The organism is Pseudarthrobacter sp. J1738 (assembly GCF_050490315.1).
Taxonomy (GTDB): Bacteria; Actinomycetota; Actinomycetes; order Actinomycetales; family Micrococcaceae; genus JBNPEO01.
In genome coordinates this window covers 130341-145954 of record NZ_JBNPEO010000007.1, presented here as the reverse complement: position 1 = coordinate 145954, position 15614 = coordinate 130341, and the positions used below count along the sequence as shown (strand labels likewise).

General features: G+C 63.7%; 14 protein-coding genes and 1 pseudogene. 10 read left to right on the top strand and 5 right to left on the bottom strand.

The window, feature by feature from the left end:
- Positions 1–203: 203 nt before the first annotated feature.
- The 4 genes from ACQR35_RS10735 to ACQR35_RS10720 all read left to right on the top strand — a co-directional run bounded on the left by ACQR35_RS10735 (position 204) and on the right by ACQR35_RS10720 (position 3577).
- Positions 204–758 (top strand): Mu transposase C-terminal domain-containing protein, encoded by a 555-nt coding sequence (locus tag ACQR35_RS10735; protein WP_430270017.1) that lies wholly within the window; start codon positions 204–206, stop codon positions 756–758.
- A gap of 1 nt (position 759) precedes the next feature.
- A complete protein-coding gene (locus ACQR35_RS10730) occupies positions 760–1674 on the top strand; it encodes a TniB family NTP-binding protein (RefSeq protein WP_430270016.1) in 915 nt (304 codons plus the stop codon).
- Entirely contained in the window at positions 1671–2864 is a 1194-nt protein-coding gene (locus ACQR35_RS10725; RefSeq protein ID WP_430270015.1) for a TniQ family protein, read from the top strand. The genes ACQR35_RS10730 and ACQR35_RS10725 overlap by 4 nt, the downstream gene beginning before the upstream one ends.
- A 101-nt stretch (positions 2865–2965) precedes the next feature.
- The gene (locus ACQR35_RS10720; protein ID WP_430270014.1) at positions 2966–3577 is read left to right on the top strand and encodes a recombinase family protein; all 612 of its coding nucleotides are present in this window, start codon (positions 2966–2968) and stop codon (positions 3575–3577) included.
- A 233-nt stretch (positions 3578–3810) separates the two neighbouring features.
- On the opposite strand, the gene ACQR35_RS10715 is transcribed toward ACQR35_RS10720, so the two are convergent.
- Together ACQR35_RS10715 and ACQR35_RS10710 are read right to left on the bottom strand one after the other, a co-directional pair.
- The gene (locus ACQR35_RS10715; protein WP_430270013.1) at positions 3811–4467 is read right to left on the bottom strand and encodes a flavin reductase family protein; all 657 of its coding nucleotides are present in this window, start codon (positions 4465–4467) and stop codon (positions 3811–3813) included.
- A gap of 29 nt (positions 4468–4496) precedes the next feature.
- Positions 4497–5981, bottom strand: a complete 1485-nt coding sequence (locus ACQR35_RS10710) for a purine-cytosine permease family protein (protein WP_430270012.1) — start codon at positions 5979–5981, stop codon at positions 4497–4499.
- 118 nt (positions 5982–6099) lie between these two features.
- Here ACQR35_RS10710 and ACQR35_RS10705 point away from each other — a divergent pair, with 118 nt between their 5' ends.
- Together ACQR35_RS10705 and ACQR35_RS10700 are read left to right on the top strand one after the other, a co-directional pair.
- Positions 6100–6774: a GntR family transcriptional regulator gene (locus ACQR35_RS10705; RefSeq protein ID WP_430270011.1), complete on the top strand. Its 675-nt coding sequence runs from the start codon at positions 6100–6102 to the stop codon at positions 6772–6774.
- A gap of 110 nt (positions 6775–6884) precedes the next feature.
- Positions 6885–7133, top strand: coding sequence for a hypothetical protein (locus ACQR35_RS10700; RefSeq protein WP_430270010.1), 249 nt, complete (start codon positions 6885–6887; stop codon positions 7131–7133).
- A gap of 29 nt (positions 7134–7162) precedes the next feature.
- Here the strand turns inward: ACQR35_RS10700 and ACQR35_RS10695 are convergent, their stop codons facing one another.
- From ACQR35_RS10695 to ACQR35_RS10685, 3 genes are read right to left on the bottom strand one after another with little or no spacing between them, the layout of a single operon-like run.
- The gene (locus ACQR35_RS10695; protein WP_430270009.1) at positions 7163–7795 is read right to left on the bottom strand and encodes a LutC/YkgG family protein; all 633 of its coding nucleotides are present in this window, start codon (positions 7793–7795) and stop codon (positions 7163–7165) included.
- Positions 7792–9333, bottom strand: a complete 1542-nt coding sequence (locus ACQR35_RS10690; RefSeq protein ID WP_430270008.1) for a LutB/LldF family L-lactate oxidation iron-sulfur protein — start codon at positions 9331–9333, stop codon at positions 7792–7794. Before ACQR35_RS10690 ends, ACQR35_RS10695 begins: the two co-directional genes overlap by 4 nt.
- On the bottom strand, positions 9330–10133 hold the full coding sequence (locus tag ACQR35_RS10685; protein ID WP_430270007.1) for a (Fe-S)-binding protein: 804 nt from the start codon (positions 10131–10133) through the stop codon (positions 9330–9332). The genes ACQR35_RS10690 and ACQR35_RS10685 overlap by 4 nt, the downstream gene beginning before the upstream one ends.
- Positions 10134–10321: 188 nt before the next feature.
- On the opposite strand from ACQR35_RS10685, the gene ACQR35_RS10680 reads away from it, so the two are divergent.
- The 4 genes and pseudogenes from ACQR35_RS10680 to ACQR35_RS10665 all read left to right on the top strand — a co-directional run bounded on the left by ACQR35_RS10680 (position 10322) and on the right by ACQR35_RS10665 (position 15538).
- Positions 10322–12067 carry an L-lactate permease gene (locus ACQR35_RS10680; RefSeq protein WP_430270006.1) on the top strand — a complete coding sequence of 582 codons (1746 nt, stop codon included), beginning with the start codon at positions 10322–10324 and terminating at the stop codon, positions 12065–12067.
- Positions 12068–12141: 74 nt separating this feature from the next.
- Complete coding sequence (locus tag ACQR35_RS10675) at positions 12142–12888, top strand: FadR/GntR family transcriptional regulator (RefSeq protein WP_430270005.1); 747 nt, start codon at positions 12142–12144, stop codon at positions 12886–12888.
- Between the two features lie 259 nt (positions 12889–13147).
- A pseudogene (locus ACQR35_RS10670) lies at positions 13148–13761 on the top strand (recombinase family protein).
- A 328-nt stretch (positions 13762–14089) separates the two neighbouring features.
- The gene (locus ACQR35_RS10665) at positions 14090–15538 is read left to right on the top strand and encodes a DUF222 domain-containing protein (RefSeq protein WP_430270004.1); all 1449 of its coding nucleotides are present in this window, start codon (positions 14090–14092) and stop codon (positions 15536–15538) included.
- The last annotated feature ends 76 nt before the right edge of the window (positions 15539–15614 follow it).

Genomic DNA, 15614 nt, shown 5'->3' with positions numbered 1-15614 from the left:
CACCCACAATGACGGCTTGCCACCAGCTGCGGCCATGGCCAAATTCATGACCCAAAACCAGCAGCTACCCGCTGCTGCCTAACCAAAAAGAAACTAACGAACTGTCCCGGATCCTTGACACACCTCACACCCTTCACAGCACCTTGCGACAAACACCGGTCGGCCGCTGGGCCGACGGAGTCGCGGCCACGGGGATGCCGGCCGTGGCCTCGAACCCGGCAGCGTTCCTGGTCGACTTCCTCCCGGTCATACGGCGCACCCTGACCCGGACGGGATTCGTCATCGACCATGTCCACTATTTCTCCAACGCGCTGAAACCGTGGATCAGCCGCCGCGACACGCTTGGCCCTTTCCTGATCCGTCGCGACCCTCGGGACATCAGCCGGATCTGGGTACTGGAACCGGACGGGCACCTCTATGTAGAGGTGCCGTATCGGACGATGGCGAACCCGTCCGTGAGCCTGTGGGAGCACAAACACGCCCTGGCACGGCTCCACGAGCGTGGCGTCGCGCAGGTGGATGAGGCGGCCCTGTTCCGGATGATCGAACAGATGAGAGAGATCGCGGGCACCGCAACGAAAACAACCAAACGGATGCGACGCGACACCGAGCGACGCAACATAGCGGCTGCCGCAACGGAGAAGCGCGCCAAGAGCCCGAGCCCTTTGATGCCGCCGCAATCGCCTGACGATCAGATGCCGGACGTAGAGCCGGTAGCGGCCCAGGTTTCCCGGTTCGATCAGATCGAGCAGTGGTGACATGACAGTGCCCCGCTACGTCGCACCTGATCTGTCCCACCTGCATCCGGCAGTGCGGGACGCGGCACGGTTGCCAGCAAAAGAGCGGGTGGAACTGATCCGGGCGGACCGGTGGATCGGCTACCCGCGGGCCGTGGAAACGGTGGCACGGCTGGAGACGCTGCTGCGCTGGCCGGACAAGCAGCGGATGCCGAACCTTTTGCTGGTCGGGCCGACGAACAATGGCAAGTCCATGATCGTGGAGAAGTTCCGCCGCGGGCACCTGCCAAGGACCGAAGCGGACCGGGAACACATCCCCGTGTTGTGTGTGCAGATGCCATCCGAGCCTTCCGTGCTGCGCTTCTACATCGCGCTCCTCGCCGCCCTCGGCGCGCCTCGTCAGCCCCGGCGGCGTCTGGCCGAGGTGGAGCAGGTGTCGCTGAACCTGCTGCGTGCCACGGGAGTGCGCATGCTCGTCATCGACGAACTGCATAACGTCCTCGCCGGGCAGGGCAACAGCCGCCGCGAGTTCCTGAACCTGCTGCGATTCCTCGGCAACGAGCTGCGCATTCCAATCATCGGGGTCGGAACACGGGAGGCGTATCTTGCGGTCCGATCCGATGACCAGTTGGAGAACAGATTCGAACCCGTCGTCCTCCCCCTGTGGAGTAACGGCGCCGACACCCTGTCATTGTTAGCCAGCTTCGCCGCGGCGCTGCCGCTGCACCGACCGTCCCGCCTCGCCACCGCGGACATGGCCAGGTATTTGCTGGCCCGAAGCGAGGGAACCATTGGAGAACTCACCCGGCTTTTGACCACTGCGGCGATCGCCGCCGTGGAAAGCGGTGAAGAGAACATCACCCACCGCACCCTGGCCATGGCCGAGTACGCCGGACCCACCGAACGGCGGCGACTGTTCGAACGGGAACTGCTGTGAGCGGCCCCCTACGGTGGCCGGTGCATCCTGCGCCGACCGACGGTGAGGCGCTCTCCTCCTGGCTGCGCCGGATCGCCGGCTGCTACGACACCGACACAGAACACCTGGGCGATGACATCGGCTACAAGCTGGGTACGGCCGACCTTGACGACCTCGACCTGGCGCCTCGCCCTGGCCTGATCGAGGTCCTGGCTGAGCGGACCGGGGTCGCCCCTGTCCGGCTGCGGCAAATGAGTGTGGCCGGCTGGGTTCCGTGGTTGCTCGATGACATGGAGCCCGGCTCGGACGGCTTCGCCACCTATACCCGGCAGCTGTCGGTGCTGCGGCGGTCCGGGAAACACAAAGCGCGGCTGGTCCCGTCGTGGCGGCCGTGGCTGCCGGACCGACTGCCGGCGAGAGGGTGTCCGGAATGTGTGGCAGCGACCCCATCCCCTCATCCATACCGGTTACTCTGGGCAATCCCCATCGTCTCCAGCTGCCCGGCCCACGGCTGCTGGCTGGAGACAACCCTCGCCGCGCGCAGCTACTTCGGAATGTGGGATTTCGACCGGCCGGCACCCAGGCCGGCACCGCAACAAATCCTGACGTTGGATCAACGAACCCAGCACGCCTTCGCGGTCGGCCATGTTGACCTTCCGCGCCGGCGAGTCGATGCCGCGCTCTGGTTTCGGCTTCTTCGCACCGTCGTCGATGAGCTCAGCTGCCCCCTCTCCGAGAACCGGCCATCCGATACCGGCACCATCCGCCAGATATGGAAAGAAGCCGGCTATCCCGCCCGCGATGGACAGGGGCTCTGGCGCCCGTACGAACAGCAACCGGAAACGGTGCAACGGCACACCATGGAAACTGCGGCCGCCGCCATCGCCCTCCTCGAGACAGGGACAGTCACCGGACGCGGAACACATGCCGGCCTCTTCCTGCCCGAGCCGTACCGGGAAATCGATAACGGCAAACCGGCGAAGGAAAACCCGGAGGAAAAGGCCGTCTATCCGAAACCGCTCAGGCAGGCACTGGAAGAAGCGATCCAGGCATCACGGGAGGACCCCGCGGAGGCGCAGGCCCTCTACAACTTCGCCCTCATAGGATGCAGAACACCGGAGTCCGTGACCCGGCTGAGGGCCGACTTCGCCGAGCTCGGCATTCCCTTGGAAACCCTGTCACCTATCAGCACTAATGCATCCTTTGCATGACGTAGAATAAATGACGGGTAAAGTGACAATTTTTGGAAACGCCGTGCTTTGGCTGACTGATGTCACTTAAACGAACGTATAAATGACAAAGGGGAAGTGCTGTGCTCGTCGGATACATGCGCGTCTCCAAGGCCGACGGGTCCCAAACCACGGACCTGCAGCGCGACGCACTTCTGGCGGCCGGTATCGGGGCGGACTCCCTCTACGAAGACAGGGCTTCCGGAAAGAAGGACGACCGGCCCCAGCTGGCCGCCTGCCTCAAAGCTCTGCGCCACGGAGACACCCTGGTCGTCTGGAAACTGGACCGGCTCGGCCGGGACCTGCGCCACCTGGTCAACATCGTCCACGACCTCACCGAACGCGGAATCGGCCTGAAGGTCCTCACCGGCCAAGGTGCCGCCATCGACACCACCACAGCCTCCGGGAAGCTCGTCTTCGGAATCTTCGCGGCCCTGGCCGAATTCGAACGGGAGCTCATCTCCGAGCGCACCCGCGCCGGCCTCGCCTCCGCCCGCGCCCGCGGCCGCAACGGCGGACGCCCCTACAAAATGACCCCGGCAAAACTCCGGCTCGCCATGGCCTCCATGGGCAAGCCCGAGACCAAAGTCGGTGACCTCTGCACTGAACTCGGCATCACCCGCCAGACCCTGTACCGGCACGTATCGCCCAACGGAGAGTTGCGACCGGACGGTGAGAAACTACTTTCCCGATAGCCGCGGACCTTGGCACGTAGTTGTGGAACGAAATTGTGTGGCGAGCCAGCCACTTCACGAGTGAACAGTTCCAGGGCGTCCACTTCCTAGGAACTGAGACGGCATGCTTGGGCAACCGAACCGCGTTCGGGCGGGTCCCACGGGTTCTCCAGGTCGGTGCCGGACCCCGGTACCTCGGAAGTGAGACTTCAGCGGTACCGGGCACCCCGCACGGGAATAGCTGTGCCGTGGAACTATGCGGGTTGTCCTGCGAGGCCGGCCATTTCGTCGGCGTCGGAGCAGGGAACTTTCATCTCGAAGGTGTCGGTGACGACGGTGTAGTCGTAGTAGCCCATGCGCGCTATCGGCTTGACCTTGGGGATGTCGATCCGTCCGTCCGGGGTAAGGCAGTTTTCGTCCAGGTGGATGCGTTCCACGGTGGCGTAGACGACGTCGATGCTTCCGACGGTGGAGTTGCCGGGGATCCGGTGGGTGGAGAGGTACCGGCATTCAAAGTGGAACGGGCTTTCAGCGACCATAGGTGTGTCGGAGAGATCAGCCTTCTTTTTCGTGACGTTGAGGCGATCGAATTCGCTTTCTCCCGGCGGCAGGGCCATCGCGCTGATGTTCACTGCCTCCCGGAGGTCCCAGGTGGCCATGTTCCAGACGAACCAGCCGGTTTCTTCGGCGTTGATGACGGTGTCTTTGCGCCGCCCGTCGGGGTACTGGTTGGCGGCAAACATCACCATCGGGGGGTCGAAAGTGAGGTTTTGCCACTGGCTGTAGGGGGCAATGTTCTCCACCCCGTCCGTGCTGATGCTGGAGAGCCAGCCGATGGGGCGGGGCACTGTGAGGCTCTTGAACGGTGCGAAGGGCAGTGGGCTTTTTTCGAAGCTGGGATCGTATTTCATGCTGTGCTACTCCTGTGGGGCGTTTTTGGTCAGAGGTGCGGGCGGATCAGGGCGGCAGCATCCTGCTGCCCGTCTGCGGCGGGGCTCGTGGAATGGGGGAGCGTTTTGCGGACGGGTGCGAACAAGTAGTAGATGCCACCGGAGACGACGAGACCGATCAGCCAGGCAATTTCCGCACCGCCAAGCCATTCCGCTACCGGGCCGACATATAGGGGGCTGTTCATGAACGGGATCTGGATGAGGATTCCGGCCGCGTACGCGGCAATGGCGATCCAGTTGATGCGGCCGTACTCGCCGTCCGGCTGAAAGAGTGCGCCGACGTTGTATTTCTCCTTGCGGACGAAGTAGAAGTCGACGAGGTTGATCGCGGACCACGGTGTCATGAAGTAGAGGAGGAACAGGAGGAAGTTTGTAAATGCGCCCAGGAAGTTATCGGTTGCAGCCAAGGCAATGCTCAGGGCTGCTGCGGATATCAGGACGATATAGGCGGTCCGGGCTTTGCCGGTGATGATTTCCCTACGGGTGATGGCCGTGACGATGGTGGCCAGCGACATGAACCCGCCGTAGGTGCTCAGGGTGTTGCCGGTGAGTTTTCCGCAGATCACAGCCAACAGGACCAGCCATGCGAACTGGGCGCCCAAGTTGGCGAGGTAGCCGACCTGGTTGGTGTTGAAGTTACTGCCGCCGATGGCTGCGCCGAGGGCGCCCAGGATCATGGCGAGTGAGCCGCCCAGAACGCTGCCGGCGAAGGTCCATCCCATCGTGGCTCGTTGGGGTGTGTTGGCGGGCAGGTAGCGGGAGTAGTCGGCGATGTAGGGGCCGAAAGTGAGCTGCCAGGATGCTGCCAGCGAGATGCCGAGGACGAACGGGCCGATGGCGAAGTCGGTCTGCTGCACGAGAACCGCGGCGTCGGGTGCGGTGAGTACGCGGATGAAGAGCACCACGAACACGGCGGCGCTGAGTGCCGTGGCGACTTTGGAAAACTTGTGGATGTAACGGTATCCGAAGATGGCCAGGGTGGTTGAGAGCAGTGCGAAGATCGCGGAGCCGGCCTGGACCGGGATGCCGAGGAGGTCCCCGATCGCCTGGCCGCCGAGGACCAGGCCTGTTGCGTAGAAGCCCAGGTAGATGATGAGGGAGAGTACGAGGGGCAGGATGGCGCCGTAGTAGCCGAACTGGGCCCGGCTCTGGATCATTTGTGGAACGCCCAGTTTCGGGCCTTGTGCGGAGTGAAGGGCTGTGACGAAACCACCCAGGACGTTTCCAATGATGACTGCCGGGATGGCCCACAGGGCGGAGTTTCCCAGGATGACAAACAGCGCGCCGGTCACCACCGCAGTGATGGAGGTGTTGGCGGCGAACCAGACAAAGAAGAGGCTTCGAGCCACGCCGTGGCGCTCGGTTTCCGGTATGTAGTCGATGGCGCGGTGCTCAATACGCGAGGATTTCATGGCTTCCTTCGTAGAAGAGGTGCAATGCAGCCTAAGGCCGGTACGGTCATCATTGACCGACATGCAACCGATATACCGGTAACATATGCCTTAGGATGTCCCTAAGTCAATGGGCTTTCCATCGCCCGGTGAATCGGGAGACGCGGTAGCCGGGGTGGCCCGGCTGGGGAGGAGTGGCCAGATGGCGGAAAAAGGTAAGGCCGACGGCGCTTATGACGAGATCGAGCGGATGATCATCTTCCAGGAAATCGCGCCGGGGTCGTTGGTCTCCGAATCGATGCTTACCGCCTCAACCGGGTTCGGCCGCACCCCGGTTCGTGAAGCCCTGCAACGGCTCGCACGGGAGGGCATGGTGCAAATCCACCCCAGTAAGGGGGTTCTCGTCCCGGCCGCTTCGGTCGACACCCAGCTGCGTCTCCTTGAGCTGCGCCGGGTTCTGGAGGCCCTGGCAGTGGAGCTTGCCTGCGGCCGGGCAGTTGGAGAGCACCGAAGGAAAATGGCTGCCATGGTGGACCGGCTCAAACACGAGGAATTCACCTTGAGCACCTACCTGGAGACGGTGAAGGAGACCCATCATCTGATTGTCGATGCCGCAGCCAATGAGTACCTCGCGGACGCACTGGCCCCCGCGCAGGCTCTTTCCCGGCGCTTCTGGATCGCCCACATGCGGGACGAGGCAGACCAGATCTCACGGGGATCGACGCTTCACATAAGAATTTTGGAAGCGATTCTCGCCAGAGACGATTCAGCGGCCAAGGCTGCCTCCCTGGCCCTGAACGACTACCTGGTGGACTTTGCCTACGCGGTCCTCGGCCATCTGCGGCCGCCGCGGAACAAGGATTCATCCGCAGCCTGACGGTTGAGGTGCATCCCGCGAACCTGATCTCCTTCTCCGCGCTGGAGTGCGGACGATGTCATGCGGTACGAGCGTTTACCCTCGAGTTGCCGCGGCTCTACCCACACCTCGTGGCCTTCAGCAGCTTCGATCAGCACCCGGCCGGCGAGCCCGTCGGCGGCGATCCAGAGGGCCGACGAGTCAGGCATGACGTCCTCGACGAGTCCTTCGCGGAGGACGGTGCCGTTCTTCCGGACCTGCACGAGGGCACCGCGGAGGTGCTCCCAGGCGTCATGGCGGTAGGAGGTCATGAGGGTGCCTTTCGTTCAGCGGTGAGGGTGCGGGATGCGCGTTGGTGCATCCGGGCACGGCCAGGGTGATGGCCGTGCCCGGACTTCACTGCCCGGATTTAGCGGGCGATGATGACGTCGAGTTTGCGGGGCCCGTGGACTCCCTCGACACGTTCGAGTTCAATGTCGCTGGTGGCACTCGGCCCGCTGATCATGGTCAGCGGCCGGGTGCCATCAATCCGGCGCAGCGCTTCCGGCAGGATCCCGGCAATGTCGGCGACTTTAACGATGCAGATGTGGTGGTCCGGGACGAGGGTGATTGCCCGGCGGCCCTGGTTGGGACTGCCGTCCAGGATGATGGTCCCCGTCTCGGCGACAGCGACAGCACTGCCGGTCACGACCGCGTCGATACCATCGAGCTCGACGACGGTGAGCGGAGCCGCGGCCGAATCGGTGCGGCGACGGTTGGCGTGGTCGAGTTCGAGTTCACTGAGCCAGCCGGCGTCCAGCCCCGTAGGCACGACATAGCTGCGCGCTGCCGCGAGCAGTTCCGCAATCCGTGCCGGCACCTCCTCGGCGTCCACGACGGAGACCTGGGCTTTGTAGTCGATCAGGCGGTCCACCAGCAGGTGGATCAGGGCATCCTCGTCCAGATCGGATGAGGACCGGTACCCGCGGGGAACTTCCGGTACTTTGGGGCTGTCTTTCAGGGCGGTGCGGATCCGTTCAAGGATCTCATCGCGTGCGCTCATGGCTGGTCTTCCTGGTGCTCTGAGGGCTGGTTATCTGACGTAGCGGGGGCAGCGCCGGTGGCCGGGGTCCGGTGTTCCTTCTTCCACCAGTCGCGGAAGGACTGCGACGGCGGCGCGGGAATATCCCTGCTTTGGGTCCAGCCGGCGGCGATTCCGGGCAGTTTGGTGATCTTCTTGTCCGGGCCCGCGGCCAGGCGTCCCAGCGGCAGCCCCTTCTCGATCAATCCCAGCCGTTTGCCCGACGACAGGGCCCAGGACGCGGCGTTCATCCCAACGTCCATCTGGCTGGGGATTTTCTTCTTCCCGCGTTTGCTGTCCACATCCACGCTGCGCAGGTGCACCAGGATATCCGGGATGTTGATCTTCACCGGGCAGGCGTCATAGCAGGCCCCGCACAGCGAGGACGCGTACGGCAGCGAACTGTTCTCCTCGGCCTGAATGCCGGTCATCAGCGGCGAAAGGATCGCCCCGATCGGCCCGGGGTAGGTCGATCCGTAGGCGTGGCCGCCGGTCCGTTCATAGACCGGGCAGACGTTCATGCAGGCGCTGCAACGGATGCAGTGCAGGGCCGAGCGGCCCATTTCGTCGGCCAGGGCGGCGCTGCGTCCATTGTCCAGCAGCACCAGGTGCACGTTTTGGGGCCCGTCGCCCTCGGTGACACCGGTCCACAGCGAGGTATAAGGGTTCATCCGTTCCCCGGTGGAGGAGCGGGGCAGCAGCTGCATAAAGACTTCAAGGTCCTGCCAGGTCGGCAACAGCTTTTCGACGCCCATGACGGTGATCAGTGTCTCCGGCAGGGTCAGGCACATGCGTCCGTTGCCCTCGGATTCGACGACGGCCAAGGTGCCCGAGTCAGCCAGGGCGAAGTTGGCCCCGGAGACAGCGACTTTGGCAGTGAGGAATTTACGGCGCAGGTGTGCCCGGGCGGCCGCGGCGAGGCGGGCCGGTTCGTCGGTCAACTCCGGGTCGACGCCCTCCATTTCGCGCAGGAAGATGTCCCGGACCTGTGTCCGGTTCTTATGGATCGCCGGGACGAGGATGTGGCTGGGCTTGTCGTGGTCCAGCTGGACGATCAGCTCGGCCAGGTCGGTTTCGTAGGCGGCAATGCCGTGCTCTTCAAGGTATTCGTTGAGGCCGATTTCCTGGGTGGCCATGGATTTGATCTTGACCGCTTCGGTTTCACCGGTCGCCCGGATCAGCTCAGCGACGATCTCATTGGCCTCATCGGCGTCCCGGGCCCAGTGGATCACGCCGCCGCGGGCGGTGAAGTTCTTCTCGAACTGTTCCAGGAGTTCGGGAAGGCGGGCCATCACGGATTCCTTGATGGCGGATCCGGCGTCGCGCAGCTGTTCCCAGTCCGGCAGTTCGGAGACCACTTGGATGCGTTTGTCGCGGATGGTGTGGGTGGCGTGGCCGAGGTTGGCCCGGAGCTGGGCGTTGCCGAGTTCGCGGTGCGCGGCCTTGGGGAAGGATTCGGAGGCGTGCACGTTGCCCGTGCCATAAACGGGGAGGGAGGGCATGCCCAGGTAGGTGCTCATCGTGTGGCCTTTCCGGTGGTGACGCGGACTTCGCCGGTGACAGAGGCCGGTTCTTCCAGGGTGCTGGCGAGGATTTCGGCCAGGTGCAGGGTGGTGACGTCGCTGCCCTGGCGGGAGAGGCCGCCGCCGATGTGCATCAGGCAGGAGGCGTCCCCGCCGGTGCAGAGGCTGGCACCGGTTGCGGTGATATTGACGGTTTTGTCTTCGAGCATGGCGGAGGAGACGTCGGCGTTCTTCATCGAGAACGTGCCGCCGAACCCGCAGCACTGGTCCGCTTCCGGCAGCTCTGCCATCTCGATCCCCTGCACGCTGGCCAGCAGCCGGGACTGCCGGTCGCCCAGTTTCAGCAGGCGCATGCCGTGGCAGCTGGGGTGGTAGGTGATCCGGTGCGGGAAGTAGGAGCCGAGCTGGGCCCCGGCGTCGGTCACGCCCAGGACGTCCACGAGCAGTTCGGAGAGTTCGTAGGTTTTAGCGCCCACGGCGGTCGCGCGGGCTTCGAGGGCCGTGTCACCGCAGGAGCGGGCGACCATGGGATGCTGGTGCTTCACGGAGGCGACGCAGGAACCGGACGGGGCGACGGCGACGTCGTAGTCCTCGGTGTCGAACGCGGCGACGTGATTGGCGACCACGGGGACAGCTTCCTTGAGATAGCCGCTGTTGACGTGCATCTGCCCGCAGCAGGCCTGGCCGGACGGAAACACAACTTCGTGTCCCAGCCGCTCCAGGATTTTCACGGTGGCCCGCGCCGTGGCGGGGTACATCGCATCCACGATGCACGTAGCGAACAAAGCGATTCGCATGGCAGCCTTTCGGGCTAAGGGGTTTGTGGTCTGACCATAGTAGATCACGTGACCGACGCCACTCGCAACCGGCGTATCCAAGTGAAGCCGCTCACACTTTCAGAAAAATCTGCGCTACACTCTGATGGTCCGACCACAGAGGTCTGACCATACCCCCCCTGTCGTCCCCCTCAATGTGGAGGAACTCCGTGGATCAGTTCACACCCAGCACCGACCCGGTGCTCAACAGCGTCATGTGGTCGGCCATCGTCGCCCTGCTGCCGCTGCTGACGTTCTTCATCCTGCTTGCCGTCGTCAAAACCCGCGCCCATGTCGCCGGCGCCTTTGCGCTCCTGGCTGCCCTCCTGGTCGGAATTTTCGCGTTCCAGATGCCGGCCGGGCTGGCGCTGCTGTCCGCCACCCAGGGCGGGGTCTTCGGCGCCTTCCCGGTGCTCTGGATCGTCATCATGGCCGTCTGGCTCTACCAGGTCACGGTCCTCAGCGGACGCTTCGAGGACCTCCGCCGCGTCTTCGACGTGATCGGCAAAGGCGACGTGCGCCTCCAGGCCGTCCTGATCGCCTTCTGCTTCGGCGGCCTGCTCGAAGCCCTCGCCGGGTTCGGCGCGCCGGTGGCCATCACCGCCACCATGCTGTTGGCGCTCGGACTGCCGCCGCTGCGCGCAGCCGCCGCCGTCCTGGTCGCCAACACGGCACCTGTTGCCTTCGGCGCCATGGCCATCCCGATCACCACCGCGGCCGGCCTCACCGGACTGCACGCCACGGACATTGCCTCCGTCGTCGGACGCCAGGCGCCGCTACTGGCCACTACCGTGCCGCTGATCCTGCTCTTCATCCTCGATGGCCGCAAGGGCCTGAAAGACTGTTGGCCCGCCGCACTCGTTGTCGGTTTTTCCTTCGCCACCGCACAGTTCCTGTGCTCCAACTACTTCTCCTACGAACTCACCGATATCGTCGCCTCCCTCGTAGGCCTCGGCGCGGCCGTCCTGTTCTTCCGCGTCTGGACGCCCAAGGGAAGCGTCGCAGCACGCGAGCGTCTCGGAGCAGCCTTTGATGCAGCCTCGAAGAACACAGCCTCAACCACCGCCGGCGGCGGCGGCTCCCGGCGCGCATCGGCTGTCGCCGTCAGCGAAGCCGCTGCAGACCGTCTGACCCCGACCCGCACCTGGCTCGCCCTGTTCCCGTACTTCCTCGTCATCGTCGTCTTCGGCATCGCCAAGCTATGGAAACTCGGCGCGGATGTGCCCGCGTTCCTCGCCTCGACCGACGTCAAAATCCCCTGGCCGATCCTGCACGACGCGCTGGTCAATGCCGAAGGCAAACCCTTCTCCTCCACCATCTACTCCTTCCAATGGCTCTCCACCCCCGGAACCCTGCTGCTGATCACCGGCCTGATCGTCGCCTTCGTGTACTCGAAGTACAACGACGGCGGCCGCTACCCCGTCACAGTGGCTAACGCCGTGAAGGAGATCGCCCGCACCATCTACAGGATGCGCTGGGCCGGACTGACCATCATCACCGTCCTCGCACTCGCCTACGTGATGAACTTCTCCGGGCAGACAGTATCCATCGGCACCTGGCTGGCCGGCACCGGAACCTTCTTCGCGTTCCTCTCACCCGTCCTGGGCTGGATCGGCACCGCCGTCACCGGCTCCGACACGTCCGCCAACGCGCTCTTCGCCAAACTCCAGCAGACCGCCGGCCTGAAAGCAGGCATCGACCCGAACCTCCTCGTCGCCGGAAACACCTCCGGCGGCGTCGTCGGGAAACTGATCAGCCCGCAAAACCTGGCCATCGCCGCGTCGGCGGTCAACCTTGAAGGAAAGGAATCGGTGATCCTGCGTAAAGTAGTCGGATGGAGCGTAGCGCTGCTGCTGGTGCTCTGCACCCTCTCCTACCTCCAGTCCACCCCGATCCTGGGCTGGATGCTGCCTTAGCGTCCCGCCTACTCAAGACGCAGTGTGCGGGCCGCCCCCAGGCCCGCACACTGCCGGCCCTTAAGGAACCAACCGTGAGCACCGCCGAAGCAGGAGCAACCCCCCGCCGTCGCACCCATGACGCGCTCCTGAAAGACATCGAAGCGGACCTGCGCTCGGGCAAAATCACGGTCGGGGACCGCCTCCCGGGCGAACGCACACTCGCCGAAAACTACGGCATCTCACGGGCCTCAGTACGCGAGGCCATCCGGGTCCTGGACGCCATGGGAATCCTGCGAAGCTCCGTCGGGTCCGGGCCCACCTCCGGAGCCATCGTCATTTCCGATCCTTCCGCGGGCCTGTCGTCGGCCCTGCGGCTGCACGTCGCCACCAACCGGCTCCCGGTCGCGGACATTGTCCAGACCCGTATCCTGCTCGAAACCTGGACCGCCCGTGCCGGCGCTGCCCGCACCGGAGGCGACGAAGACCTAGAGCAGGCATCCCAGCTTCTGCACGCCATGGACGATCCCGACATTGACCGCGCCGCGTTCCACGAACTCGACGCCCGCTTCCACGTGGCGTTGAGCTCGCTCGCCGGGAACGCGGTGGTGGCCACCATGATGGAATCCCTGTCCGGATCCATCATCGGCTACGTCAAAGGCGCGATGGACGCCATGGAAACATGGCCGGACGTCATCGCCACGCTACGAACCCAACACCACCACATCTTCGACGCCGTCCAGGCGCACGACGGAGAACTCGCAGCCCGCCTCCTGCAAGAACACATCGAATGGTTCCACCAGAAGGCACAGCAAGCGACCGCACCCCGGGACGGACTCTGAAGCGCTGGTCCTCCCGGCGTTCTGACATGACGCGGGGGCAGGGCTGCCACAAAGCGCCCGCTGTCATCCCGCGTTAAACTGTACAGTTCCAACCCAACCGACTCCGGGTGCAGACGACTTCTGACATTCGGTGCAGACGACTTCTGAAACTGACAGCCCGGCCCGAGGGCAAAGGGCCCAATATGTCTCAAAAAGGGCTCTCACCATAAAGCGTCTCAAGTGATTGCCGCGAAGAGGTTTTCTGACGCAAAATGAGCGTGTGAGACATTTGGGATACACGCGGGTGAGCACGTCGAGCCAGGATGCGCAGCTTCAGCTTGACGCACTGATAAATGCTGGGGTGGAGAAGCGCGATGTGTTCGCCGATGTCACTTCCGGCAGCAGAACGGCAATCGATCGGCCCGGGATGAAAAGGCTTCTCGAGTACGCCGAGGCCGGGGACACGGTGGTGGTCTGGAGGGTCGACCGGCTCGGCCGCTCCCTGATCGATGTCCTGAACACCGTGAACCTGCTGCGCGGACGCGGCGTGAACGTCCGGTCCATTTCGGACGGGATCGACCCGGCGACATCGACCCGGCGACATCGACCGGGCGGATGATGCTGAACTTCCTGGCTTCCCTGGCCGAGTACCAGCGCGAGTTGATTGTGGAGCGTGTAAACGCCGGGATCGCCGCGGCCCGACAATCCGGCACCCGCTTCGGTCGGCCTCTCTCAGACCCGAAGGTGATCGCCGACAAACTCGCGATCGCGAAGGATGCCCGAGCGAAGGGGCGAACCGCCGAGGATGCGGCACGCCTGGTCGGGTGGAGCCGCGCGACGCTCTACCGACACGCCAGCCAGGACACCAACACCAACGAGTCTGTGATCTCTTGATAGCCCCACGGAGTGCAGTCGGCTTCTGAACAACGCATGCCGAAGTAGTCGCACTCCGCGAGCATTTTCAACCCACCCGCCGTCATAGATTAGGATCACGCGCCTAGCGCGAACCACCATACCGAGGGCCCTCAAGGCCGAACGTGAAGCCCCAAGGCCCATCCATATCCGCCCGATTTTCGGCGAGTACTACGACTACCCCCACAGCGAGACGCTGCTTCCCTCATCTGACGGATCCAGACTGACGAACAAAACAAATTTTGGGAAGTTATCCACATAGCGCAGATCGCGGGTCCGCATTGTCTACGACCCCTGCAAAGCTGTGCGTATGGAGAACTTCTCAGCGTTGACACTCGAAAGTCAGGGCGCGTACGAGGCGCTGCTGGCTTCGGTACGCGAACTGGGATGTTCTGGACCCGTTACTAGTACCTCCGTGAGGACTCCTTCCCTTAGCGCCGACCCGGTGGCCGGAACAGGTCTGGTTGCGGATTCCTTCACCGATTCCAAGAAAGTTGGCCCTGACCCGTTACAGGATCAAGTTGAGGCCGCACTTGACGGGCTGACCTCCGTGGCCCGGATCGAGGCGCGACTGGCAACGCTCAAAGTCCGGTTGCTCGATGATCTTTCGCGCGGAACCGCCGCAACTCTTTCACCCACTGTCCAGCCGCATGAGGTGGCCATTGTGCAAATGAGTTTGGTGGCCGAGGTGGCATGCGCGCTGACGGTCAGTGAGGCTTCAGCCGGCGGGTTGCTTGAAGAAGCGCGACGCCTAACCAGTATGTTGCCGTTGACGCTGAAATCTCTTGCAACGGGGAAGATTTCGTACCAACATGCTCGAGTGGTGTGCTCAGAGGTCGAGGGGCTCGAACCGGGGGTTGCGTCCGATGTTGAGCGGCACTTTTTCGATCCCGACGCTAAGAACCCCGCCCGCGGGTGTCCCGCAGGGGAACTCGTGCCGGTCCGCTTTCGGGCCAAGGTGAGAAACTGGCGTGAACGCCACCATCCGGACAGCATCACCGCCCGGCATGCGAAGGGCGAAGCTGACCGGCACTTAGAATTCACCCCGGACCGCGACGGAATGGCCTGGCTGTCGGCGTACCTGCCCGCGGATAAGGCGTTGGCGATTTGGAACCGAGCCACCGCGGCCGCCCGAGAGTTGCAGGGGAGTACTCCTGAAAACACGAGGGAGCAAAGAACTCTTTCCCAGTTACGTGTGGATGTTGCCGCGGCCTGGTTGCTCGGAGGTGCCAGCGCCGAGGTTCCTACACCTCAAGCGCAGGTACTGGTCACCGTCCCCGTAATGGCGCTCATGGGTGTCACCGAGGAACCAGCCATCCTCGACGGTTACGGTCCGATTTCACCTGCCATGGCACGGGAACTGGTGGCCGAGGGGTGCGATTCGTTTATGCGAGTGCTTGTTGATCCACGAGACGGCGCACCGTTGGAAATCGGACGGAACAGTTACCGGGTGCCTAAAGCTATGCGGCAATGGCTTCGAATGAGAGACGGGAAATGCCCCTTCCCTGGCTGCCGAAACAATTCTTTGGATAACGAAGCCGACCACATCCATTCATGGGCCAGCGGTGGAACCACCGGCATCAGCAACCTTGGCCAGCCGTGCAAAAAGCATCACCGGCTCAAACACGGAACCACGTGGCGGCCGACGCTGGCCGGCAAGCATGAACCACCCGGCTGGATCTCACCGCACGGTAAGAAATACGAAAGTGAAACCCAAGACTGGGAACCGTCGTGGTTACCTCCATTGGCCACACTCTGAGTTCACCTTGGGTAAAACCGTAGCGGGTGCCTTGGCCCGGTCTGACTTGGCCCGGCTGTCGACAATCCTCATTCGT